Annotated in this window: 16 protein-coding genes and 1 pseudogene; 2 read left to right on the top strand and 15 right to left on the bottom strand. The window is 73.1% G+C overall.

Annotated features, from left to right (window positions below; all coding sequences use genetic code 11):
• Nucleotides 1-220: 220 nt before the first annotated feature.
• The 15 genes and pseudogenes from ilvC to ACZ6Y7_RS15335 form a co-directional block, all read right to left on the bottom strand.
• Nucleotides 221-1,219, bottom strand: a complete 999-nt coding sequence (gene ilvC / locus ACZ6Y7_RS15405) for a ketol-acid reductoisomerase (protein ID WP_449793135.1) — start codon at nt 1,217-1,219, stop codon at nt 221-223.
• A 136-nt stretch (nt 1,220-1,355) separates the two neighbouring features.
• The gene (gene ilvN / locus ACZ6Y7_RS15400) at nt 1,356-1,880 is read right to left on the bottom strand and encodes an acetolactate synthase small subunit (RefSeq protein WP_097236150.1); all 525 of its coding nucleotides are present in this window, start codon (nt 1,878-1,880) and stop codon (nt 1,356-1,358) included.
• 76 nt (nt 1,881-1,956) lie between these two features.
• A complete protein-coding gene (locus ACZ6Y7_RS15395) occupies nt 1,957-3,807 on the bottom strand; it encodes an acetolactate synthase large subunit (RefSeq protein WP_465758370.1) in 1,851 nt (616 codons plus the stop codon).
• Nucleotides 3,808-4,132: 325 nt separating this feature from the next.
• Nucleotides 4,133-7,066: a putative bifunctional diguanylate cyclase/phosphodiesterase gene (locus tag ACZ6Y7_RS15390; protein ID WP_465758402.1), complete on the bottom strand. Its 2,934-nt coding sequence runs from the start codon at nt 7,064-7,066 to the stop codon at nt 4,133-4,135.
• A gap of 468 nt (nt 7,067-7,534) precedes the next feature.
• Nucleotides 7,535-10,603: a helix-turn-helix transcriptional regulator gene (locus tag ACZ6Y7_RS15385; RefSeq protein WP_465758369.1), complete on the bottom strand. Its 3,069-nt coding sequence runs from the start codon at nt 10,601-10,603 to the stop codon at nt 7,535-7,537.
• Between the two features lie 134 nt (nt 10,604-10,737).
• A complete protein-coding gene (locus ACZ6Y7_RS15380) occupies nt 10,738-10,896 on the bottom strand; it encodes a hypothetical protein (protein ID WP_402225094.1) in 159 nt (52 codons plus the stop codon).
• A 281-nt stretch (nt 10,897-11,177) separates the two neighbouring features.
• Entirely contained in the window at nt 11,178-12,689 is a 1,512-nt protein-coding gene (gene gatB, locus ACZ6Y7_RS15375; protein WP_465758368.1) for an Asp-tRNA(Asn)/Glu-tRNA(Gln) amidotransferase subunit GatB, read from the bottom strand.
• 82 nt (nt 12,690-12,771) lie between these two features.
• Nucleotides 12,772-13,032 (bottom strand): hypothetical protein, encoded by a 261-nt coding sequence (locus tag ACZ6Y7_RS15370; protein WP_465758367.1) that lies wholly within the window; start codon nt 13,030-13,032, stop codon nt 12,772-12,774.
• Nucleotides 13,029-14,522 carry an Asp-tRNA(Asn)/Glu-tRNA(Gln) amidotransferase subunit GatA gene (gene gatA, locus ACZ6Y7_RS15365; protein WP_465758366.1) on the bottom strand — a complete coding sequence of 498 codons (1,494 nt, stop codon included), beginning with the start codon at nt 14,520-14,522 and terminating at the stop codon, nt 13,029-13,031. The genes ACZ6Y7_RS15370 and gatA overlap by 4 nt, the downstream gene beginning before the upstream one ends.
• A gap of 5 nt (nt 14,523-14,527) precedes the next feature.
• Nucleotides 14,528-14,824, bottom strand: a complete 297-nt coding sequence (gene gatC, locus ACZ6Y7_RS15360) for an Asp-tRNA(Asn)/Glu-tRNA(Gln) amidotransferase subunit GatC (protein WP_380654524.1) — start codon at nt 14,822-14,824, stop codon at nt 14,528-14,530.
• A 418-nt stretch (nt 14,825-15,242) separates the two neighbouring features.
• Nucleotides 15,243-16,796, bottom strand: a pseudogene (locus ACZ6Y7_RS15355) (putative bifunctional diguanylate cyclase/phosphodiesterase); the annotation flags it as partial.
• A 385-nt stretch (nt 16,797-17,181) separates the two neighbouring features.
• The gene (gene ligA / locus ACZ6Y7_RS15350) at nt 17,182-19,470 is read right to left on the bottom strand and encodes an NAD-dependent DNA ligase LigA (RefSeq protein ID WP_465758365.1); all 2,289 of its coding nucleotides are present in this window, start codon (nt 19,468-19,470) and stop codon (nt 17,182-17,184) included.
• A 19-nt stretch (nt 19,471-19,489) separates the two neighbouring features.
• Nucleotides 19,490-20,500: a methionine synthase gene (locus ACZ6Y7_RS15345; protein WP_465758364.1), complete on the bottom strand. Its 1,011-nt coding sequence runs from the start codon at nt 20,498-20,500 to the stop codon at nt 19,490-19,492.
• A 69-nt stretch (nt 20,501-20,569) separates the two neighbouring features.
• The gene (locus ACZ6Y7_RS15340; protein ID WP_465758363.1) at nt 20,570-21,259 is read right to left on the bottom strand and encodes an SDR family oxidoreductase; all 690 of its coding nucleotides are present in this window, start codon (nt 21,257-21,259) and stop codon (nt 20,570-20,572) included.
• A gap of 13 nt (nt 21,260-21,272) precedes the next feature.
• Nucleotides 21,273-21,797: an LOG family protein gene (locus ACZ6Y7_RS15335; protein WP_465758362.1), complete on the bottom strand. Its 525-nt coding sequence runs from the start codon at nt 21,795-21,797 to the stop codon at nt 21,273-21,275.
• An 82-nt stretch (nt 21,798-21,879) separates the two neighbouring features.
• Here ACZ6Y7_RS15335 and ACZ6Y7_RS15330 point away from each other — a divergent pair, with 82 nt between their 5' ends.
• Together ACZ6Y7_RS15330 and ACZ6Y7_RS15325 are read left to right on the top strand one after the other, a co-directional pair.
• Nucleotides 21,880-22,815: a class I SAM-dependent methyltransferase gene (locus tag ACZ6Y7_RS15330; RefSeq protein WP_465758361.1), complete on the top strand. Its 936-nt coding sequence runs from the start codon at nt 21,880-21,882 to the stop codon at nt 22,813-22,815.
• Nucleotides 22,812-23,324, top strand: coding sequence for a hypothetical protein (locus ACZ6Y7_RS15325; RefSeq protein ID WP_465758360.1), 513 nt, complete (start codon nt 22,812-22,814; stop codon nt 23,322-23,324). The genes ACZ6Y7_RS15330 and ACZ6Y7_RS15325 overlap by 4 nt, the downstream gene beginning before the upstream one ends.
• Nucleotides 23,325-23,549 lie beyond the last annotated feature (225 nt).

Here is a 23,549-nt window from a genome sequence, read left to right as displayed (position 1 = left end):
CCGGTTCCCCGGCGCACGGAGGTGGCGTGTGAGGGCGGGGGAAGGTGGCATGCCGCGTAGGTAGACGCACGACGCTGTGGGCCTGACGCGCACTCGGAAGTGTATCGACGGGCAAGGTACGAGGCTGCTCCCGTCCGGCGAAATCACTCGGACGAGAGCAGCCTACTTGTACAAGGGCCCTGCGGAACGAGGGCCCGGTACCGCGGGCGGGCCGGGAGGCTCAGGCCTTCTCGTTGACCCAGCTCATCAGCGAGCGCAGCTTCTTGCCGGTGGTCTCCAGCAGGTGGTCCTCGTCGGCCTTCTTGTACTCGTTGTACTTGGGCAGGCCGGCCTTGTACTCGGCGATCCAGGTGTTGGCGAAGGTGCCGTCCTGGATCTCGGCGAGGACCTTCTTCATCTCGGCCTTGGTGGCGTCGGTGATGATCCGCGGGCCGGTGACGTAGTCGCCCCACTCGGCGGTCTCGGAGACCGACCAGCGCATCTTCTCCAGGCCGCCCTCGTACATCAGGTCGACGATGAGCTTCAGCTCGTGCAGGCACTCGAAGTAGGCGATCTCCGGCTGGTAACCGGCCTCGACCAGGGTCTCGAAACCGGCCTTGACCAGGGCGGCGGTGCCGCCGCAGAGGACGGCCTGCTCACCGAACAGGTCGGTCTCGGTCTCCTCGGTGAAGGTGGTCTTGATGACGCCGGCCTTGGTGGCGCCCAGGCCCTTGGCGTACGACAGCGCCAGGGCGAAGGCGTTGCCCGAGGCGTCCTGCTCGACGGCGACGATCGCCGGGACGCCGCGGCCCTCCTCGTACTGGCGGCGGACCAGGTGGCCCGGGCCCTTCGGGGCGACCATGCAGACGTCGACGTCCGCCGGGGGCTTGATGAAGCCGAAGCGGATGTTCAGGCCGTGGCCGAAGAACAGGGCGTCGCCGGACTTGAGGTGCGGGGCGATGTCCGCCTCGTAGACGTCGGCCTGGATCGGGTCCGGGACCAGGATCATGATGACGTCGGCCTCGGCCGCGGCCTCGGCCGGGGTGACGACGCGCAGGCCGGCCTCCTCCGCCTTGGCACGGGACTTGGACTCCGGCTTCAGGCCGACCCGGACGTCGGCGCCGGAGTCGCGCAGGGACAGCGCGTGGGCGTGGCCCTGGCTGCCGTAGCCGATGACCGCGACCTTGCGGCCCTGGATGATGGACAGGTCGGCGTCGTCTTCGTAGAACAGCTCGGCCACGGGGGCACATCTCCTTGCATCATGGGTGCCGGGTTTCGCGGTGTTCACCGTATGCGGTCCCGGCGGGTGTGGGGTCTTTGCTTCAGGGTTTGAGACGGGGCGGGTCGCCGTCACGCGCCGGTCCGTCTCGCGCTGTTCACGCGCTGCGGTCCAGGGCGCGCAGCGACCGGTCGGTGATCGAACGGGCGCCGCGGCCGATGGCGACCAGGCCGGACTGGACCAACTCCTTGATGCCGTAAGGCTCCAGCATCCGGAGCATGGCCTCCAGCTTGTCCGAGCTGCCGGTGGCCTCGATCGTCACCGCTTCGGGCGACACGTCGACGGTCTTGGCACGGAACAGCTGGACGATCTCGACGATCTGCGACCGGGTCTCGTTGTCGGCGCGGACCTTCACCAGGACCAGTTCCCGCTGGATCGCAGCGGCCTGGTCGAGTTCGACGATCTTTATCACGTTCACGAGCTTGTTGAGCTGCTTGGTGACCTGTTCCAGCGGGAGGTCCTCGACGTTGACCACGATCGTCATCCGGGACACGTCCGGATGCTCGGTCGGGCCGACGGCGAGGGAGTCGATGTTGAAGCCCCGACGGGAGAACAGCGCGGCGATGCGGGCGAGCACGCCGGGCTTGTTCTCGACCAGGACCGAGAGGGTGTGCTTGGACATGGGGTTCCTCAGTCGCACGAGGGGTGTCCGGCGTAGCCGGTCCCGAGAGGGGTGGCGGTGGGCGACGGGCGGGCGGTCAGTCGTCGTCGCCGAAGTCGGGACGGACGCCCTTGGCGAACTGGATCTCGTCGTTGCTGGTCCCGGCCGCGACCATCGGCCAGACCATGGCGTCCTGGTGGACGATGAAGTCGATGACGACCGGGCGGTCGTTGATCTCCATCGCCTGCTTGATGACGGCGTCCAGGTCCTCGGGGCGCTCGCAGCGCAGGCCCACACAGCCCATCGCCTCGGACAGCAGGACGAAGTCGGGGATCCGGGTGCCCTGGGCCGGCGGCTCGATGCCGTCGTGGCCGGGGCCGGCGTGCAGCACGGTGTTGGAGTAGCGCTGGTTGTAGAACAGCGTCTGCCACTGCCGGACCATGCCCAGCGAGCCGTTGTTGATGACCGCGACCTTGATCGGGATGTCGTTCAGGGCGCAGGTGACCAGCTCCTGGTTGGTCATCTGGAAGCAGCCGTCGCCGTCGATGGCCCAGACCGCGGTCTCCGGCCGTCCGGCCTTGGCACCCATCGCCGCGGGGACGGCGTAGCCCATCGTCCCGGCGCCGCCGGAGTTGAGCCAGGTGCCGGGCTTCTCGAACTGGATGAACTGCGAGCTCCACATCTGGTGCTGGCCCACGCCCGCGGCGTAGATCGCGTCCGGGCCGACCAGCTGCCCGATCCGGGAGATGACCTGCTGCGGCGAGAGCTGGCCGCTCGGGGCCGGCTCGTAGCCGATCGGGTAGGTCTTCTTCCACTCGTCGAGCTTCTGCCACCACTCGGCGTAGTCGCCCTTGTGGCCGGCGTCGAACTCGGCCTGGACGGCGACGATCAGGTCGGCGAGCACCTCGCGGGCGTCACCGACGATCGGGACGTCCGCCGGGCGGTTCTTGCCGATCTCGGCCGGGTCGATGTCGGCGTGGACGACCTTGGCGTACGGGGCGAAGCCGTCCAGCTTGCCGGTGACGCGGTCGTCGAAGCGGGCGCCGAGGGTGAACAGCAGGTCGGACTTCTGCAGGGCGGTGACGGCCGGGACGGAGCCGTGCATGCCGGGCATGCCCAGGTGCTGCGGGTGGCTGTCCGGGAAGGCGCCGAGCGCCATCAGGGTGGTGACCACCGGGGCGCCGGTCAGCTCGGCGAGGATCCGCAGCTCGGCGGTGGCCTGCGCCTTGATCACGCCGCCGCCGACGTACAGCACCGGGCGCTTCGCGCTGACCAGCATCTTCGCGGCCTCGCGGATCTGCTTGGCGTGCGGCTTGGTGACCGGGCGGTAGCCGGGCAGCGAGGTCTCGACCGGCCAGCGGAAGGTGGTGGTCGCCTGCAGCGCGTCCTTGGCGATGTCGACCAGGACGGGGCCGGGGCGGCCGGTGGCGGCGATGTGGAAGGCCTCGGCGATCACCCGGGGGATCTCGGCCGGGTCGGTGACCAGGTAGTTGTGCTTGGTGATCGGCATCGTGATGCCGCAGATGTCCGCCTCCTGGAAAGCGTCGGTGCCGATCGCCTTGGAGGAGACCTGTCCGGTGATCGCGACCATCGGCACGGAGTCCATGTAGGCGTCGGCGATCGGGGTGACCAGGTTGGTCGCGCCCGGGCCGGAGGTGGCCATGCAGACCCCGACCCGGCCGGTGGCCTGGGCGTAGCCGGTGGCGGCGTGGCCGGCTCCCTGCTCGTGCCGGACCAGGATGTGGCGCACCTTGGCGGAGTCCATCAGCGGGTCGTACGCGGGAAGGATGGCCCCGCCCGGGATGCCGAAGACGGTGTCCGCGCCCACGGCCTCCAGCGAGCGGATGAGCGACTGGGCGCCGGTCATGGTCTCGACGACGTGCTGGGGAGCGGGAGCGTTGGCGGCCGGGTTGTCCCCGCGGCGGGGGGATGCGGCGTGCTCAGTCATCTGCCTGTCTCTTCTCGGTTTTGCCGACCCGGCTGCGGGCCCCTGCTGCGAGGGTGGGGTCCCGGTCCGGGTCGATCGCCGGCTCTGCCTCAATCGTCCCGCTCATTCCGACAAGTCGGACGTTCTCGGGCGACCGAGGCCAGGGGTATTGCGGGGTGGAACAGCGTCAGTGCAACAAAAAACCCCTCGTGCCCAAGGGCATGCGAGGGGTGGCGCGTCGGTCTGTCACGAGCAGGGCGTGCGAGCCCTGTCAGCCGACGCGCCCGCCAAGTACGAGAATTCGGGTGCGCATGGCAACGACCATCCTCCCGTCCGGGGTGGCGTGTCAAGCAGGTGGGATGACCGTCTCGCCATGCGGACCGCCCGCCGGACCGGCAACCGCAGGGTGTTCGGGCTGGTCAGAGCCGTCGTGGTGATGTACGCCACGTCCTGGCGCGGCGTCCGGGCGGCCACTCGTCCGGGTGTCCGCGGCCAGGTGGGCGCGACGCGCGGAGAGCGGGCCGGGCGGCTTCGGCAGCGGGTAGCCGCGGCGGACCAGCGCGCGGCGCAGCCGGGGTTCGTCCAGCGGCGGCGCGAAGGCCGAGCCCTGGGCCTGCCCGCAGCCCAGCTCCTGCAGCACGGTGACCTGGCGGGGCAGGTCCACGCCCTCGGCGGCGGTGGTCAGGCCGAGGTCGCGGCCGAGCCGCAGGGCGTGCCCGGCGAGCGTGCGGGCCACCGAGGACTCGCCGAGGTCCTGGACGAGCGTGCGGTCCAGCTTGAGGCCGTCCAGCGGCAGCCGTCCCAGGGCGCTGAGCGAGCCTCCGCCGGCGCCGTAGCCGGCCAGCCAGGTGGAGACGCCGAGCCGGCGCAGCGCGGTCAGCCGGCGGCCGAGTTCGTCGGCGAGCGGGTCCGAGCCCATCCGGGCCACCTCGATCACCAACTCGCCGGCCGGCAGCCCGCTGTCGCGCAGCGCGGCGGCCACCGTCTCGTACAGGCCGGGCGAGCAGAGCCGCTCGGCGGAGAGCCGGACGGCCACCGGGACGGGCTCCGGCGCGCCCCGGCCGCGGCCGGACAGGCCGCGCCGGGCGGCGGCCGCGGCGACCGCCTCCTGGACCAGCCAGCGGGCGAAGCGGGTGGCGGCGTCGCCGTGCTCGGCGGAGCGCAGGAACTCGGCCGGGGTGAGCAGCAGGCCGCCCGCCGAGCGCCAGCGGGCCTGCGCCTCGACAGCGGCCACGGCGCCGCCGGCGAGGTCCACCACGGGCTGGTGGAGCAGCGTGAAGCCGCCCTCCCGGACGGCGAGTCTCAGCCGTTCCTCCAGCTCGGTGCGGCGCTCCAGGTCGGCCCGCATCGCGGGGCTGTAGAGCACCACCCGGCCCTTGCCCGCGGACTTGGCCCGGTACATCGCGAGGTCGGCGTTGCGCATCAGTTCGTCGGCGGCGGCCCTGGGGTCGGCTGCCGGGCCGCGTTCGGGGGTGCCGAAGGCGATGCCGATGCTGGCGGCGACCCCGAGCTCGGCGCCGCCGATCCAGTACGGCTCGGAGAGCGCCACCCGCAGCCGCTCGGCCAGTTCCTGGACCTGGAGGCGGCCGAGCGGGCCGCAGACCAGCGCGGCGAACTCGTCGCCGCCGAACCGGGCGACGGTGTCCCCGCAGCGCACCGCGCCCTGCAGCCGGCGGGCGGCCTGCACCAGCAGCTCGTCGCCGACCTGGTGCCCGGCGGAGTCGTTCACCGCCTTGAAGCCGTCCAGGTCGAGGAAGAGCACGGCGACCCCGGTGCCCGTCCCGCCCTGCTGGCCGCGGGCGCCGAGGGCGGCCCGCAGCCGCTGGGTGAACAGTGCCCGGTTGGGCAGGTCGGTGAGCGGGTCGTGGAAGGCGTTGTGCTGCAACTGGGCCTGCAGCATGACACGTTCGGTGACGTCGCGGCTGTTCAGCAGCAGCCCGTCGCGGTGCCGGCTGACGGTGGACTCGACGTGCAGCCACTCGCCGCAGCCGGAGCTGATCCGACACTCCACCCGGGCCGAGGGCTCGGCGGTGCCCGGGACGCGGTGCGCGGTGAGCCGGACCCTGGCGAGGTAGCGGCGGACCTCGGAGAGCACCCGGTCCACGTCCTCGGGGTGCACCAGGTCCAGCAGGTTGCCTCCCACCAGCTCCTCCGGGTCCCGCCCGTACACGCCGAGCGCGGCCGGGGAGACGTAGGAGAGCACGCCGTTGGCACCGGCGATCATGATGACGTCGCTGGACCCCTGCACCAGGGACCGGAAGTGCGCCTCCTTGTGGGCGAGTTCCTGGGCCAGCGACAGGTTGTCGAGCAGCATCACGCCCTGCCTGAGGATCAGCGCCAGCCCGACGGTGCAGGCGGCGGCGGCCACCACCCGGTCCAGCTCCCGCCCGCCGAGGGCGTTGTAGAGGATTCCGGCGGTGCAGACCGCGGCCGCCGCGTACGGGGTGAGCGCGCTGAAGGTGGTGGCCACCCGGCGGCGCGGCAGGCCGCCGGCCGAGGGGTGCTCGCGCAGCGGGCGGCGCCAGCGCGGGGACCACGGCGCCCAGGCCAGCAGCAGACTGCCGGAGAACCAGCCGGCGTCCAGCAGTTCGCCGGAGTGGTAGCTGCTGCGCAGCTGGGGGGAGGTGAACAGGGCGTCGCAGAGCACGGTGACGGCGAGCGCCACCATCGCGGTGTGGACCGCCGCCCGGTTGCCGTCCCGGCCGCCGAAGCGCAGGCCGACCACCAGGCTGACCAGCAGGATGTCCAGCACCGGGTAGGCCAGGTTGAGGGCCAGCCGCAGCGGGGAGCCGTCCTCGCCGGCCGCGATCCGGCCGAGCGCCAGGCTCCAGCTGAGGGTGAACAGCGAGCCGGCGATCAGCCAGCCGTCGAGCAGCAGGCAGAGCCACCCGGCGGCCGAGCGCGGGCGCTGGGCCAGCACCAGGACGCCGGTGATGGCGAGCGGGGCGAACAGCAGGAAGGCGTACTCGGCCAGCGAGACGCGCGGCAGCGGGGTGCGCACGACCAGCTCGTACCAGCCCCAGGTGCCGTTGCCGAAGGCGACCATGAGCGAGGAGAGGCCGAACAGCAGCCAGGCCGGGCGGGCGTGCCCGCCGACCGTGCAGCCGTACACCAGGCAGGACAGCGCCGCCGCCAGGGCGGCTGCCGCCAGGCCGAAGTCACCCATGAAGACGGACAGTTGGCGCGACCCCCAGCCGGCCGCCGCGCCCAGGGCGTAGGCCAGGCAGAGCGCGCCCAGGATGAGTCCGGGCAGCGTGCGGCTCTCCAGGAGCCGGCGCAGCGGGCCGCGGCGGACGGGCGCGGGCACGGCGTCGACGGCGGACGTGTCGGCGGGCGGTGCGCCCGGGCGTCCGGCTCCGGGCAGCACCGTATCGGTGGAGCTCACTCGGCCTCTCCCCCTCCGGCCCGGGGCCTCGCGCCCCGGCCACGGACCACCGGCCGCGCACCTCTCGGCCGTACGCGGTGGCCTGGCGCCCCGTCAGGACGGTGGCCCAGGGGGTGGGCGGCCTGCCGGCCGCCGCACCGCACCGATGCTCCCGCAATGGACCCTACACCAATTCCGTCACTCAATGACACACACACTCAACTTAGAGTAATGGCGCAAGGATGGGGAAATGCCCCCGATTCCGACGGATCGGCCCGGTTGGCGGAGGCGCGCGGGCGGGGGCTCACGCGGCGCGCACGGGAGCACGGCGGCGGGCCCCCGCCGCGGCGGGCGGCTCCCGGCCCGCGGGGACGGGGGCGGGTCTCAGCGGCCCGCGGCGGCCCGATCGTCCGGGAACAGCCTCAACCGGTGCGCCAGCGCGGCCGCCTCGCCCCGGCCGCCGACCGCGAGCTTGCCCAGGATGTTGGAGACGTGCACGCTTGCGGTCTTCGGAGAGATGTACAACTCCTCGGCGATCTGCCGGTTGGTCCAGCCGCGCGCGAGCAACCGGAGCACGTCCCGCTCACGGGGGGTGAGGTTGAAGGAGTCCACCGCGGAACCGCCGGATGCCCCGGCCCCGCCGGGCCCGGCCGGCTGCGCCGCGGACCGCTCGGCGGGAGCGAGGCTCAGCCCGGCCCGCTCGGCCAGGCCCGCGATCTGCTCCGCCAGCATCCGGTCACCGCGCACGGCCGCCAGTTCGGCCGCCTCGCGCAGGAGTTCGGCGCCGGCCTCGCGCCGTCCGGCCAGCACCTCGGCCTCGCCGGCCCGCAGCAGGGCGAGCGCCAGCGGGTACGGCAGGCCGGTGGGGCGCAGCACCTCGACCGCAGCGGCCCACTGCCCGGGGGTGTCGGCGCCCTCGGCGCGGGCCAGTTCGGCCTCCAGGAGCCGGGCCCAGCCGTGGTGCAGGGGCGCCCGGGGCCGCAGCGCGGCGGCCGCCCCGGCGATCGCGGCCAGCGCGCCGGCCCGCCCGGCCCCGGCCTCCGGCAGGCCCCGACTGTCCGCCTCCACCCCGGCGCCCTCGACCAGCAGCGGGTAGACGTCGGACTCGTAGCCGAGCCGCCCCTCCTCCGCCAGGGCGGCGAGCAGTTCGCCCCGGGCGTCCAGCGGCCGGCCGCCGAGGGCGGCGAGCCGCACCGCCAGCCGGCTGATCGGCACGCTGTGCTGCGCCTGGCCGACCCGGTTGGCCGCCCGGGCCTGCGCCAGCATGGTCGCCGCCGTGGTCAGGTCGCCTTCCATCAGGGCGAGTTCGCCGCGCAGCCGGTCCAGGAACTCGGCATGGGTGCCGCTCGGGCTGCCCAGCTCGCAGGCGGCAAGCACCTCGGCGGCCTCCCCGGGCCGTCCGAGGTCGATCAGCGCCTCGACCAGGTTGCCGGTCAGGATGGCGCCGATGTTGCGCTGCAGGCCGTTGCCGTCCGCGAACTCCAGGCCCTCCCGGGCCAGCCGGACGGCCTCCTCGGCCCGGCCCAGCCCGCGCTGCAGGCTGGCCAGGTTGTTGAGGCCGCGCAGCAGCAGGTCGGGCACGCCCAGGCGGCGGGCCCGCTCGACCGCTCCGGCGAGTTCGGCCAACCCGCCCTCGGCGTCGCCGTGCACGTCGTGACGCAGGCTGCCGAGCGTCATCCGGGCGTGCACCTCGACCGAGTGCGCGCCGACCTCCCGGGCGATCCGGATCGCCCGCTCGGCGAGTTCGAGGTGCTCGGGCCCGGGCTTCTTGAGCAGCGCCGAACCGGCTCCGAGCGCGAACACCTCCGCCTGGACGGCGGACGGCGGCAGCTCGGCCACCAGCCGCAGCGCGTGGGCGATCTCCTCCTCGTCGCCGGAGCGGCGCAGACTGCCCAGCATCCGGGCCCGGTTGATCCGGAACCAGGCCGCCCGGACCGGGTGCACCGTCTCGTCGACCAGCCGCACCCCGCGCTTGGCCAGGCTCAGGCCGCGCTCGCGGTCCCCGCAGCGCCGGGCCGCGACCACCGCCTCGGCCAGCACGTCCTCCAGCTGGATCCGGTCGCAGTCCTCGTCGGCGGCGCTGTGGTCGCAGGACCCGGGCGGGTAGGTCTCGGCCCAGTCGTACGGGCGCAGGGTGTGCGCCAGCACGTCCTCGGAGACCATGTCCCACAGCTCCAGGGCCCTTTCCAGCATGCCCAGTTGCTCGGCGAAGGCGTTGCGGCGGCGGGCCGCGCGGGCGGCGTCCAGGGCGGTCGGCAGGGCCCGGGCCGGATCGTGCGCGTGGTACCAGTAGTTGGCCAGCCGGGCCGGCAGCGCGTCGGGGGCGAGCAGCTGCGGCTGGGCCTCCACGGCGAGCGCGAACATCCGGTTGATCCGGTGCCGTTCGCCGGGCAGCAGGTCCTCCGAGACGGCCTCGCGGACCAGCGCGTGGCGGAACCGGTAGCCCTCGCCCTCGCTGTCCGGGCGCAGGATGTTGGCGCCGACGGCCGAGCGCAGCGCCTCGATCAGCGCTTCCTCGTCGTCGTCCAGCACGGCGGCCAGCAGGGCGTGTTCGACGTGCGAGCCGCCCTCGGCGGCGATCCGGACCACCCGCTGGGCCTCCTCGTCCAGGCCCTCGACCCGCACCAGCAGGATGTCCCGCAGCGAGTCGGTCAGCCCGGCGCCGCAGCCGTCGTGGAAGGCGGTGGCCAGCTCCTCGACGAAGAAGGGGTTGCCCTCCGAGCGGCGGTGGATCCGGTCCACCAGCTGGTGGTCGGGGTCGGCGGTGCCGAGGATGCCGGCCAGCTGGGCGGCCACCTCGCGGCGGTCGAACCGCTCAAGCTCCAGCCGCTGGACGGTGCGCAGCCGGTCGAGTTCGGCGAGGAAGGGCCTCAGCGGGTGGCGGCGGTGCAGGTCGTCGCTGCGGTAGGTGGCGACCAGCAGCACCCGGGAGCGGTGCAGGGTGCGCACCAGGAAGGCGAGCAGCTCGCGGGTGGAGCGGTCGGACCAGTGCAGGTCCTCGACGGCGAGGACGAGGGTACGGTCCGCGCCGAGCCGTTCGAACAGCCTCGCGGTGTGCTCGAACAGCCGGGCCCGGCCGTACTCGTCGTTCGGTTCGCCGTCCGCCTCGCCGAACTCGGAGATCAGACGGGCGAGATGGCCCTCGCTGCCGGCCGCGGCGGCCTCGAACTCGGTGCCCAGCGAGCGGTGCAGCCGGCGCAGCGCGGCGGCCAGCGGCGCGTACGGCAGGCCCTCGGCGCCGACTTCCAGACAGCCGCCGAGCGAGGTGACCGCTCCCCGGTCCGCGGCGCGCTGCAGGAACTCCTCCAGCAGCCGGGTCTTTCCGACGCCGGCCTCGCCGCCGATCAGCACGGCCTGCGGGCTGCCGGTGCCCGCCCGGCGCAGCGCGTCGGTCAGTTCGGTGATCTCGCTGCCACGGCCGACGAAGACGGGGCTGACCGATATCTGCTGCATGGAGGCGAGCATGCCATAGCCGGTGGGGGCCGGGTCAGGGGTTATCTCCCCCGGCGAACGCCCGGAGGGGGAGACGCTCACTCGCAGCGTCTCCCCCTCCCGGACTCCTTCGGCACCGCGCCGGTGCCGCCCCGTCAGCATTCGGGCCGACGCACGGGGCGCCGCTGGAAGCGGGCGGCCACCGGACGGCGGCGCAGGCGGTTCGCCTCCCGGGCCTCGCGCACCAGGCGCTCGTGCTCGGCGCGGACCACGAGCTCGTGGGCCTGTTGCTGGAAGGTCTGGTACTCGATCATTTGGGCTTCCCCTTGTGGGTCTCACTGCGTTTCCCTGACGAGTAAGAGCTTCCTCCCCCAGTGGGGGGTGCCACATCGGGAGCCTGCCCGATCTTCCCGGGCCGGGATGCCTTAGATCCCGCCCCTCGAAAGGTTTGAGGCCCGGCCTCACCCCAATACAGAGGTGAGACCGGGCCTTAGGCCTTACTTAGAGGGCCTTAGATGCCTTAGATGCCTTAGGAAGGCGGGATGGACGGCCTGGGTGGCGCCTCAGCCGAGGCCCCGCCTTCTCCAGGCCGTGCTCACTGTCCTGCCGCGGCGAGCCGCTCCAGGATCAGGTCCTTCACGCGGGCGGCGTCGGCCTGGCCGCGGGTGGCCTTCATGACCGCGCCGACCAGCGCGCCCACGGCCTGGACCTTGCCGTCGCGGATCTTGGCGGCGATCGCCTCGTTCTCGGCGATGGCCTGGTCGACGGCCGCGCCCAGCGCGGAGTCGTCCGACACCACGGCCAGGCCGCGCTTCTCGACGATCTCGTCCGGCTCGCCCTCGCCGGCCAGCACGCCCTCGATGACCTGGCGGGCCAGCTTGTCGTTCAGCTTGCCCTCGGCGACGAGCGCGGCGACCCGGGCGACCTGCGCCGGGGTGATCGGCTGCTCGCTCAGCTCGGTGCCGGTCTCGTTGGCGCGACGGGCCAGCTCGCCCATCCACCACTTGCGGGCCTGGTCGGCCGGGGCACCGGCCGCGATGGTCTCCTGGATCGGCTCCACCGCACCGGCGTTGAGGACGGACTGCATGTCCTTGTCGGACAGGCCCCACTCGGCCTGCAGCCGGGCGCGGCGCACCCGCGGCAGCTCGGGCAGGGCGGCGCGCAGCTGCTCGACCCACTCGCGGCTGGGAGCCACCGGCACCAGGTCCGGCTCCGGGAAGTAGCGGTAGTCCTCGGCGTTGTCCTTGATCCGGCCCGAGGTGGTGGTGCCGTTGTCCTCGTGGAAGTGCCGGGTCTCCTGGACGATCGTGCCGCCGTCGGTCAGCACGGTGGCGTGCCGCTGGATCTCGTAGCGGGCCGCCCGCTCCACGCTGCGCAGCGAGTTGACGTTCTTGGTCTCCGAGCGGGTGCCGAAGGTCGAGGTGCCGTTGGGGCGCAGCGACAGGTTGACGTCGCAGCGCATCTGGCCCTTGTCCATCCGGGCCTCGGAGACGCCCAGCGAGCGGATCACCTCGCGCAGCTCGGCCACGTACGCCTTGGCGACCTCGGGGGCGCGCTCGCCGGCCCCCTCGATCGGCTTGGTGACGATCTCGATCAGCGGGATGCCGGCCCGGTTGTAGTCGAGCAGCGAGTGGGTGGCGCCGTGGATGCGGCCGGTCGCGCCGCCGACGTGGCTGGACTTGCCGGTGTCCTCCTCCATGTGGGCGCGCTCGATCTCCACACGGAAGGTCGTGCCGTCCTCCAGCTGCACGTCGAGGTAGCCGTTGAAGGCGATCGGCTCGTCGTACTGCGAGGTCTGGAAGTTCTTGGGCATGTCCGGGTAGAAGTAGTTCTTCCGCGCGAACCGGCACCACTCGGCGATCTCGCAGTTCAGCGCCAGGCCGATCTTGACGGCCGACTCCACGCCGACCGCGTTGACCACCGGCAGCGAGCCCGGCAGGCCCAGGCAGGTCGGACAGGTCTGGCTGTTCGGCTCGGCGCCCAGCTCGGTGGAGCAACCGCAGAACATCTTGGTCTTGGTACCGAGCTCGACGTGGACCTCAAGGCCCATCACCGGGTCGTACGACGCCAGAGCGTCCTCGTAGGAGACCAGGGTCATGACGCTCACAGCGTCCCTTCTCAACTAAAGACTTGGGAGGTACGGGCCCGGCCGCCGTGCCTGGGCGCGGGGCCGGGCCTGAGAGCTCGGTTCAGCCCAGCAGCACGTCGTCGGAGCCCAGCCGGCGCAGCTCGCGCACCAGCAGGGCGGTGCCGGTGACGAGCGCGGCGGCGCCGACCAGGGCGTTGACCAGCTTGAGGGTGTCGCTCTCCTCGCGGGCCTTGCGGACGTCCTTGGCGATGGAGATCGCGCCGAACGCGCTGGTGCCGATGGACAGCCACAGGCCGGGCTTCGAGTGCTTCCACCCCTTCACAGAAGCGGACTGGGCCTTGGCCTTCTCGATCTTGCTCACAGTGCCGGTGCCTCCTCCAGCAGGGTGTGCCCCCACTTGTCGTTGAGTGCGGCCTCGACGGCGCCGCCCACACGGTACAGGCGGTCGTCCGCCATCGCGGGTGCGATGATCTGCAGGCCGACCGGGAGATTGTCCTCCGGCGCCAGGCCGACCGGCAGCGACATGGCCGCGTTGCCCGCCAGGTTCGACGGAATCGTGCACAGGTCGGCCAGGTACATCGCCATCGGGTCGTCGGCGCGCTCGCCGATCGGGAAGGCCGTGGTCGGCGTGGTCGGCGAGACCAGCACGTCCACCCCCGCGAAGGCGGTGTCGAAGTCGCGCGAGATCAGCGTGCGGACCTTCTGGGCCGAGCCGTAGTAGGCGTCGTAGTAGCCCGAGGACAGGGCGTAGGTGCCCAGGATGATGCGGCGCTTGACCTCGTCGCCGAAGCCGGCCTCGCGGGTCAGCGCGGTGACCTCCTCCGCCGAGCGGGTGCCGTCGTCGCCGACCCGCAGGCCGTAGCGCATGGCGTCGAAGCGGGCCAGGTTGGAGGAGCACTCGCTCGGCGCGATCAGGTAGTAGGCCGGCAGCGCCAGGGTGAAGGACGGGCAGGAGACCTCGACGACCTCGGCGCCCAGCTCGCGCAGCAGCTCCACCGACTCGTTGAAGCGCTGCATCACGCCGGCCTGGTAGCCCTCGCCGGCGAACTCCTTGACCACGCCGATCCGCATGCCGCGGACGTCGCGCATCTTGGCGGCCTCGACCACGGCCGGGACGGGCGCGTCGATCGAGGTGGAGTCCAGCGGGTCGTGCCCGGCGATGGCCTCGTGCAGCAGCGCCGCGTCCAGCACGGTGCGGGCGCACGGGCCGCCCTGGTCCAGGCTGCTGGAGAACGCCACCAGGCCGTAGCGGGACACCGAGCCGTAGGTCGGCTTGACGCCGACGGTGCCGGTGACGGCGCCCGGCTGGCGGATCGAGCCGCCGGTGTCGGTGCCGATCGCCAGCGGGGCCTCGAAGGCGGCCAGCGCGGCGGCCGAACCGCCGCCGGAGCCACCGGGGATGCGGGTGAGGTCCCACGGGTTGCCGGTCGGGCCGTAGGCGGAGTTCTCGGTGGAGGAGCCCATCGCGAACTCGTCCATGTTGGTCTTGCCGAGGATGACGACGCCGGCGTCCTTGAGACGGGTGGTCAGCGTGGCGTCGTACGGCGGGATCCAGCCTTCGAGCATCTTGGAGCCGCAGGTGGTCGGGACGCCCTTGGTGGTGAAGACGTCCTTCAGCGCGAGCGGGACGCCGGCCAGCGGGCCCAGCTCCTCGCCCTTGGCGCGCTTCCCGTCGACGGCCCTGGCGGCGGCCAGCGCGCCCTCGGTGTCGACGTGCAGGAAGGCGTTGACCTTCTCGTCGACGGCCTCGATGCGGTCCAGGTGCGCCTGCGCGACCTCGACGGCCGACACCTCGCCCTTGGCGATGGCGGCGGCCGTCTCGGCCGCGGTGTACTTGATCAGCTCGGTCATCTCGGTCAGTCCTCCCCGAGGATCTGCGGCACACGGAAACGCTGCTCCTCGGCGGCGGGGGCGCCGGACAGCGCCTCCTCCGGGGTGAGCGAGGGCCGCACCTCGTCCGCGCGCATGACGTTGGTCAGCGGCAGCGGGTGGGAGGTCGGCGGGACGTCCTGTCCGGCGACCTCGGAAACGCGGGCGACCGCGCCGATGATCACGTCGAGCTGCTCGGCGAAGTGGTCCAGCTCTTCGGGCTTCAGCTCAAGACGCGACAGCCGGGCGAGGTGGGCGACCTCCTCGCGCGTGATGCCAGGCATGCAGCGATCCTCAGGGTGAGTTCTGGTGAGACCCGGCGGTGCCTTGCGGGCGGTGCCGGGCCCGGGCAGGAGCAGCCGGGTCCGGCGCTCCGTCCTCATGGTCTTTGCACCCCATCCTATGGGGCCCCGCCCGTCCACCGGCCAACGAGTGACCCGCGGTGCCCGTCACCGCCCCCCGTTGCCGCCCTCGTCGCCGCCCTCGTCGCCACCGCCGTCACCGGCACCGGCACTGCCGCCGTCACTGCGGCCGGTAGCGGGCCCAGCTCTGCGCACCCGGCGCCTTGACCTCCATCTGCGCGGCCTGCACCGCCTGGACCACCGGGGGCAGGACGGGCGGGAGCGTCGGCGGCAGCACCGGCGGGACGGCCTGCTGGACGACCGGCTTCCCCTGCGCCGGCGTGCCGCCCTGGAGCGGCTGGAGCCCGGGGGGCAGCTGCGGGGGCGCGCCCAGCCGCTCGACCGGCGGGGCCCCGGTGCGGTGCACCCGCAGCCAGGCGGTGGCCTGCTCGGCTGGCAGCGCGGCCGACACCAGCCAGCCCTGGACGGCGTCCACGCCCATGCAGTGCAGCCGCTCCCAGGTCTCGTCGTCCTCGACGCCCTCGGCCACCACGGTCAGGCCCAGCGAGTGGGCGAGCTCCACCGAGCAGCGGACCACCGCCGCGTCGTGGTCGTCGGCGACCATCCGGGAGACGAAGGAGCGGTCGATCTTCAGCTCGCCGACCGGCAGGCTGCGCAGCCGCACCAGCGAGGAGTGCCCGGTGCCGAAGTCGTCCAGGGACATCCCGACGCCGTAGCCGCGCAGCTCGGCCAGGGTGTCGGCGGCGCGCCGGGAGTCGTCCAGCAGCAGCCGCTCGGTGATCTCCAGCTGCAGGGCGTGGGCCGGCACCTGGTGGCGCACGAGGTGGCCGGCCACGCGCTGGGCGAAGCCGGGGTTGAGCACGTCCCGCGGCGAGACGTTGACCGCGACCTGCACCTGCAGGCCCTGGTCGCGCCAGTAGGCGAGCTGGCCGACCGCCGCCTCCAGCACGTAGTCGGTGAGCCGGGGCATCAGGCCGCTGGACTCGGCGAGCCCGACGAACTCGTCCGGCGAGACCCGGCCCTGGCCGGGGCGCTCCCAGCGCAGCAGCGCCTCCAGCCCGACCACCCGGCCGTCGAAGGCCACCTTGGGCTGGTAGTGCAGCTGCACCTCGCCGGTCTCCAGGGCCCGGCGCAGGTCCCCGAGCAGTCCGATCCGGTACGGGGTGTCGGCGTCCTGGGTCTCGTCGTACTGGGCGACGCCGGCGCAGCTCTGCTGGGCGTGGCCCATCGCGACGTCGGCCCGGCGCAGCAGCGACTCGGCGTCCTGGGCGTGCTGCGGGTAGACGCAGACGCCGGCGCTGGCCTCCAGGACGAGCAGCAGCCCGTCCAGCCGGATCGGGGCGGCGAGTTCGGCGATCAGCGCCTTGGCGACCCGTTCCAGGCTGTCCGGGCAGTTGATCCCGGGCAGCAGGACGGCGAACTCGTCGCCGCCCATCCGGGCCACCATCGGGCGGCCGCGCCGGTAGTGCCGGGGCAGCCCGGCGAAGACGTCGTCGATGGACTCCCGGGTGGCGCTGCCGGCCGGGCCGCCGGAGCGCAGCGCCCGGTGGAGGCGGCGGGAGATGTGAACCAGCAGGCGGTCACCGGCCGTATGACCGAGTGTGTCATTGAGTGAGCGGAAGCGATCGAGGTCGAGCAGGATGAGACCGACGCTGTAGCCCTGGTCGCACTCGGCGATCGCCTCCTGGGCGGCCAGCAGCAGGGCCTGACGGTTGGGCAGGTCCGTCAGCGGGTCGGTCAGTTGGTCACGGGCGCGGTCCCGGGCGATCCGCCAGGCCGCCACCAGCACGGCCAGGGGCACGGCGAACAGCGGCAGCAGCTCGGGTTCGTACCGGTAGACCAGGACGGCCAGCGGGATGAGCGGCGCGGCACCGGCCAACAGCACGCCGAGCAGCAGGACCGCACCCGCCACCCCCTGCGGCGGGCGTGTGGGCGCACCGCCGGTCGTACGATCCATAAGCCCTGTCCTCCGTCGGGCCCGCCCCGTCAGGCCGCCTTACGGTGAGGCACCGTGCCGGTACCGACAGCTGCCGGGCATGGAGCGACCCCGAGGAGCACCGGCTCAGCCGGTGCCCCCACCCCTGCTGACACTCTGTTGCGCACCAGGGTATGCCGGGGCCGACCCGGTGGGCAGACTTTCGGACAACCGGAAACGCGCCACCGCGCCCTGGTGTCACACAGTGACACAATGCCCGCTTTCACCGGACGGCACCCGGTGACGTTGCATCAGGACGATAACAACACGGATTCGGCCACCCCCTGCTCGGGGCGCCGGCGGATCAGCCCTCGACCGGCTCCTCCTGCGCCGGCCCGGCCTCCTCCGGATCCGGAAGTCCCAGGTGGGCGCGGGCGGCGGCCGGCCCGTCGGCCAGCAGGACGGCGAAGCCGGCGTCGTCCAGGACGGGCAGTCCGAGCTGAAGCGCCTTGTCGTACTTCGATCCCGGGTTGTCACCGGCCACGACGAAATCGGTCTTCTTCGAAACCGAACCGGTCACCTTCGCTCCGCGGGAGGTCAGCGCCTCCTTGGCGCCGTCCCGGGTGTGGCCGGAGAGCGTGCCCGTGACGACCACGGTCAGGCCCTCCAGCGGGCGCTCCGCCTCCTCCTCGTCCGCGAACTCCTCGGTGAACCGGACACCGGCGGCACGCCACTTCTCCAGGATGTCGCGGTGCCACTGCTCCTGGTACCACTCGACCACGGACCGGGCGATGATCGGCCCGACGCCCTCGACCGCGGCCAGCTCCTCCTCGGTGGCCGAGAAGATCCGGTCCAGGTCGCGGAACTCCCGGGCCAGCTCCTGGGCCGCGACCGGCCCCACGTGCCGGATCGAGAGGCCGTTGAGGAACCGCCAGAGCGGACGGTCCTTCACCTTCTCCAGGTTCTCCAGCAGGACTCCGGCGGTCTTCTTGGGCTCGCCCTTCTGGTTGGCGAAGAAGGTGGCCCTCTTCTCCTTGCCGGTGCGGTCGTCCAGCTTCGGCATGCCCGTCTTCGGGTCGCGGACCAGCACCTGGATCGGCAGCAACTGCTCCATCGTCAGCCCGAAGACGTCGCCCTCGTCCTTCACCGGCGCCTCGGCCGGCTCCAGCGGCTGGGTCAGCGCCGTCGCCGCGACGTAGCCGAGGCCCTCGACGTCCAGGCTCGACCGGCCGCCGAGGAAGGCGATCCGCTCGCGGATCTGGGCCGGGCAGAACTGGGCGTTGGGGCAGCGCAGATCGATGTCCCCCTCGGACATCGGGCGCAGCTCGGCCCCGCACTCGTGGCAGTGCGAGGGCATCACGAACTCCCGCTCGGTGCCGTCCCGCAGGTCCTCCACCGGGCCGAGGATCTCCGGGATGACGTCACCGGCCTTGCGCAGCACGACGGTGTCGCCGAGCAGCACGCCCTTGGCCTTGACGACCTCCTGGTTGTGCAGCGTCGCGTACTGCACCATCGAGCCGGCCACCTTCACCGGCTCGGCCAGCACCGCGTACGGGGTGGCCCGGCCGGTGCGGCCGATGCCGACCCTGATCTCGGCCAGCTTGCCGGTGACCTCCTCCGGCGGGTACTTCCAGGCGATCGCCCAGCGCGGGGACTTCGAGGTGGCGCCGAGCCGGCCCTGCAGGGCGATCTCGTCCACCTTGACGACCACGCCGTCGATCTCGTGCTCGACCGAGTGGCGCTGCTCACCGAAGTGCTTGATGAAGGCCCGGACCTCGTCCAGCGTCCCGACCACCTTGTTGTGCCGGGCCGTGGGCAGGCCCCACTCGCGCAGCAGGTCGTAGGCGTGCGACTGGTTGTCGATGTCGAAGCCGACCCGGGCGCCGATGCCGTGCACCACCATGTGCAGCGGGCGCGAGGCGGTGACGTGCGGGTCCTTCTGGCGCAGCGAACCGGCGGCGGCGTTGCGGGGGTTCATGAACAGCCGGATCATCGCCCGGGGCCGCTTGCCCTCCCGGGCGCGCTCCTCGTTCTCCCGGCGGCGGCGCTCGTTCTCCTCCACGAAGGAGGCGTTGAGCGCCTCGAAGGCCTCGGTGGGGAAGTAGACCTCACCCCGGATCTCCACCAGCTCGGGGACGTCGTCCCCCTTGAGCCGGTGCGGGATCTCCTTGATGGTGCGGACGTTGGCGGTGATGTCCTCGCCCACCCGGCCGTCGCCGCGCGTCGCCGCCTGCACCAACTGGCCGTTCTCATAGGTGAGGTTGACCGCCAGGCCGTCCACCTTGAGCTCGCACAGGTAGTGGTAGTCGATGCCGTGCAGCTCGGTGGCGACCCGCTCGGCCCAGGCGGCGAGCTCCTCGTCGTCCATCGCGTTGTCGAGGCTGAGGAGGCGCTCGCGGTGCTCGACCTCGGCGAACAGCGCGGTGGGGGCGCCGCCGACCCGCTGCGTCGGCGAGTCGGGGGTGACCAGCGCGGGGTGCTCGGCCTCCAGCGCCTCCAGCTCGCGCATCAGCGCGTCGAACTCGGCGTCGCTGACGACCGGGGCGTCCTGCTCGTAGTACCGGACGCGGTGGTCGGTGATCTCCTTCGCCAGCTCGGCGTGCCGCCGGCGCACCTCCGCCGGCACGTCCTCCCAGCCCTCGACAGCCGTCACCGCAAGCCCTCCTACGTTCTCATTCCGGGTCGTCCACCAGGCTCTGCGCCGCCCGCGCGCTCTGGGCCAACGCCCTGCGCGCGTACGCCGGGGAGGCCCCGGCCAGCCCGCAGGTCGGCGTCACCAGCACGCGGCGGCCCAGCAGCTCCGGGGCGAACCCCAGCCTGCGCCACCAGGTCCTGACACCCTGGACACTACCGGCCGGGTCGGACACCGCCTGGTCAGTGGCGGGGACGACACCAGCGAGGATCACCGTGCCCGCCTCCACCGCCTCGCCGAGGTCGTCGTCCGACCGCTCGGTGAGGAGCGAGAAGTCGAGGGAGATCCCGGCCACCCCGGCGCGGCGCAGCAGCGGGATCGGGACCTCGGGGGCGCAGGAGTGCACCACCACCGGTGCGTCCAGGCCGCGGACCACCTCGCGCAGCACCTCCTCGGCGACCTGCCGGTCCACCGCGCGCAGCCGCTGGAAGCCGCTGGCGGTCTTGACGGCGCCGGCCAGCACGGCGGGCAGCGAGGGCTCGTCCAGCTGCAGGACGGGCTCCGCGCCGGGGACGCGCCTGCGGACCTCCGCGAGGTGGCGGCGCAGCCCCTCGGTGAGCGAGCCGGCGATGTCCCGGCAGGCGCCGTGGTCGGAGAGCGCCTTCTCGCCGTGCTTCAGCTCGATGCCCGCCGCCAGCGTCCAGGGGCCGACCGCCTGGACCTTGAGCGCGCCGCGGTAGCCCTGGGTGAACTCCTCCAGGGCGTCCAGGTCCTCGCCGAGCCAGGAGTGCGCGCGCCGGGTGTCCCGGCCGGGGCGGTCGGTGAACCGCCAGCCGCTGGGCTCGGTCTGCGCGAACAGCTCGACCAGGAGGCCGGCGCCGCGCCCGATCATGTCGGCGCCCGGTCCGCGCGCGGGCAGTTCGGGCAGGAACGGCAGGTGCTCCAGCGCCCCGGTGGCGGTCTTGGCCGCCTCGCGGGCGTCGGTACCGGGCAATGAGCCGACGCCGGTCGCGGCGCCGCGCAGGTCGGGGAAGGGGTGTGGAGTGCTCACCCGTCCGAGCCTAGTGCGCGGCGCGGGCCGGTCGGTCGGTACCCGGGGGGACGCGGGGCCCGGGTGGCCTCAGTACCCGGGGCGGACGGTGATGTCGGTGATCTGCGCGTCCCGCGAGGCGTCCAGCGCGGCCAGGACGGCCTTGGCGACGGACTCCGGCTCGATCCAGCGGCCGGCGTCGTACTCCTTGCCCTCCTGCTGGTGCACCTTGACCTGCATCGGGGTGGCGGTGCGCCCGGGGTACACCGAGGTGACCCGGACGCCGGCCGGGTGCTCCTCGGCGCGCAGCGAGTCGGCGAGCGCCTTCAACCCGTGCTTGCTCGCCGCGTACGCCGACCACTCGGCGTGGGCGAACAGGCCGGCGCCGGAGTTCACGAAGACCACGTGGCCCTTGGCGAGCCGGAGCGAGGGCAGCAGCAGGCGGGTCAGCTCGGCGGGCGCGACCAGGTTGACGTTGAGCGTCTCCTGCCAGGACTTCACCGGCAGGTCGCCGACCGTGCCCAGCTCGACCACGCCCGCCACGTGCAGCAGCGAGTCCAGCTCGCCGGGCGGTTGCTGGTGGCCGAAGGCCCAGGACAGTTTGGCCGGGTCGCCGAGGTCGCCGACCAGGGTGCGCGCCCCGGGGAAGCGCTCCCGCAGCTCGGCGGCCCGGCGGGCGTCGCGGGCCAGCAGCCAGAGGTCGTCGCCGCGTTCGGCGAGCTTCGTGGCCAGGACGGCGCCGATGCCGGAGCCGGCGCCGGTGATCAGGTGTGCAGCCATGGCCCCGATCCTCTCAGGCCTTGAGCTGCGCGAACACCTCGGCGGGCGTGTCCGCGAAGGTGACCAGCTCGGTGAGCGGCCGGGGCAGGAAGCCCTCGGCGTCCATCCGCTCCAACTGGGTGCGCAGGCCCGCGTAGAAGCCCTCGGTGTCCAGCACGACCACGGGCTTCTCGAACATGCCGTGCTTCTTGAGCTCCAGCACCTCGGTGACCTCGTCCATCGTGCCCAGCCCGCCGACCAGCACGACGATCGCGTCCGCCCGCGAGGCCAGCAGCGCCTTCCGCTCGGCGAGGTCGCCGGTCATCACCAGCTCGTCCGCCCCGACGTACCCCTTGTGCTTCAGCATCTCGACCATGATGCCGACGAGCCTGCCCCCGGCCGCCTTCACCTCGTCGGCGAGCAGGCCCATCAGCCCGGCGTCGGAGCCGCCCCACACGAGGGTGTGCCCGCCCTCCCCGAGCAGCCGCGCGAACTCGGCGGCGGGAGCGGAGTAACGGGCGTCGAGCGAGTACGCGGAGCAGAAGACCGTGATGTTCATAGTGCTGAATGGTCTATCACGCCGTGCGGCTCGGGTTCACCGCCATGACGCCCGGGCACCGGCAGCAGCTAGGTTGCTGCGCGTGCGCCATCTCGAGATATCCGACCTCATCACGGCCGTGGACCCGCGCGACGGCCGTCGGCTCCCGGTCCGCCGCGACGAGATCCTCCGGCAGCTGCGCGAGCACGGGGACGAACGCGCGGCCCGGGTCGTCGCCGGGCTGCCCGTCGATGACCGCGGCGCCCTCGTCCCCGAAGCCGTGGACCGCCTGCTCATCAGCGTGCACACCGAACTCCAGCGGCTGAGCGAGGAACTGCGCATCGGCACCCGCCTGGTCCACCTGCTCGGCCCGCTCTTCACCGCGATCCGGGCGACCGGTGGCCATCCCGGGCCGTACCGCCTGGTCGACGTCGGCTGCGGCCTCGGCTACCTGGTCCGCCGGCTCGCCGCCACCGGCGCGCTCGGGCCCGACGTCGAACTCGTCGGCGTCGACCTCAACGCCGCACTCGTCGGCGAGGCCGACCGGCTCGCCCGCGCGGAGGGGCTCGACTGCCGCTTCGTCCACGGCAACGCCTTCGAACTGCCGGAAGCCGCGACGGTCTACCTCTCCACCGGCGTGCTGCACCACTTCAGCGCCCCCGGGCTGGGCGAGTTCTTCCGGGCCCAGGCCGCCTCGCCCGCGCTCGCCTTCTGCCACTACGACATCGCCGCGACCCGCCTCGCCCCGGTCGGCGCCTGGGTCTTCCACCGCGCCCGGATGCGCCACCCGCTCGGCCGCCACGACGGCGTCGCCTCCGCGCGGCGGGCGCACCCCGACGAGGTGCTGCTGCGCGCGGCGGCGGTGCCCGGCATGCGGGCGCTGATGTACGAACCGCGCGGGCTCGCCAACCCGTTCTGCACCACGCTGCGGCCCGTCCTCGGGATACGTCCGGAGCTGGAGGCACCGCTGCGGGCGGCCATGGGGCGGGCGTCGCGCCGGCTCGTCGGGCCCGAGCACCTGGACGGGGGCGCCCGATGACACCCGCCGTGCCGCTCCTGCTGCTGGGCCTGGTCGACGCCGCCTTCAGCGGCTTCCGCGCCTACGCCGGGCGCGACGCCCGCATCCGCAAGCATCGGCGCAACCTCCGCGCCGCGCTGCGCGGTCTCGCCGTCGGGGCGCCGCTGCTGCTCGCGCCCGCGGCGGTCGCCGCGCTCGTGCTGCTGGCCTCCGCCGACCGGGCACGGGCGTACGACACCCTCGCCACCGGCGGCTGGGGCTACCTGCTCCCGCTGAGCCTGTACGCCGTCGCCGTGCTGCTCTCGTTGGCGGCCTACTTCGCGCTGCCCTTCCGCGCCGGCACCCTGGCCATGGTCATCGGCCTCGGCCCGCTGACCCTGCTGCGGCCGGTGGCCGTCGCGGCCGCCTGCCTCGGCGCGCTCCTCAACGGCGGCGGCGCGGCGGCACTGCTGGTCGGCGCCGTCGCCGGTGCGGCGGTCCTGTGCGTCGAGCCCGTCGTGCACCGCCGCTGGTACCGCGAGGTGCAGTAGCACCGGGCGTCAGCTTCCGAGGCGGGACGAGCTTCGCCAGGCTCAGCGTGACGCCGAACGGCTCCGGGACGGTGGTCTCAACAACGTGATGTACGTCTACGGCGTCAGCACCGACGGCACCGTCCAAACCCTGGCGGCCGACTACAACAAGGGCCGCTGGTCCTCCTGGGCCACCGTCCCGGCGGCGCGCTCCGCCTGATCACGCGACAGCCGTACGGCTGGGCC

The sequence above is a fragment of the Kitasatospora sp. NPDC053308 genome, from assembly GCF_055585785.1.
Note: the sequence above shows the minus strand (reverse complement) of the source record. Positions and strands in the feature narration are given on the sequence as shown.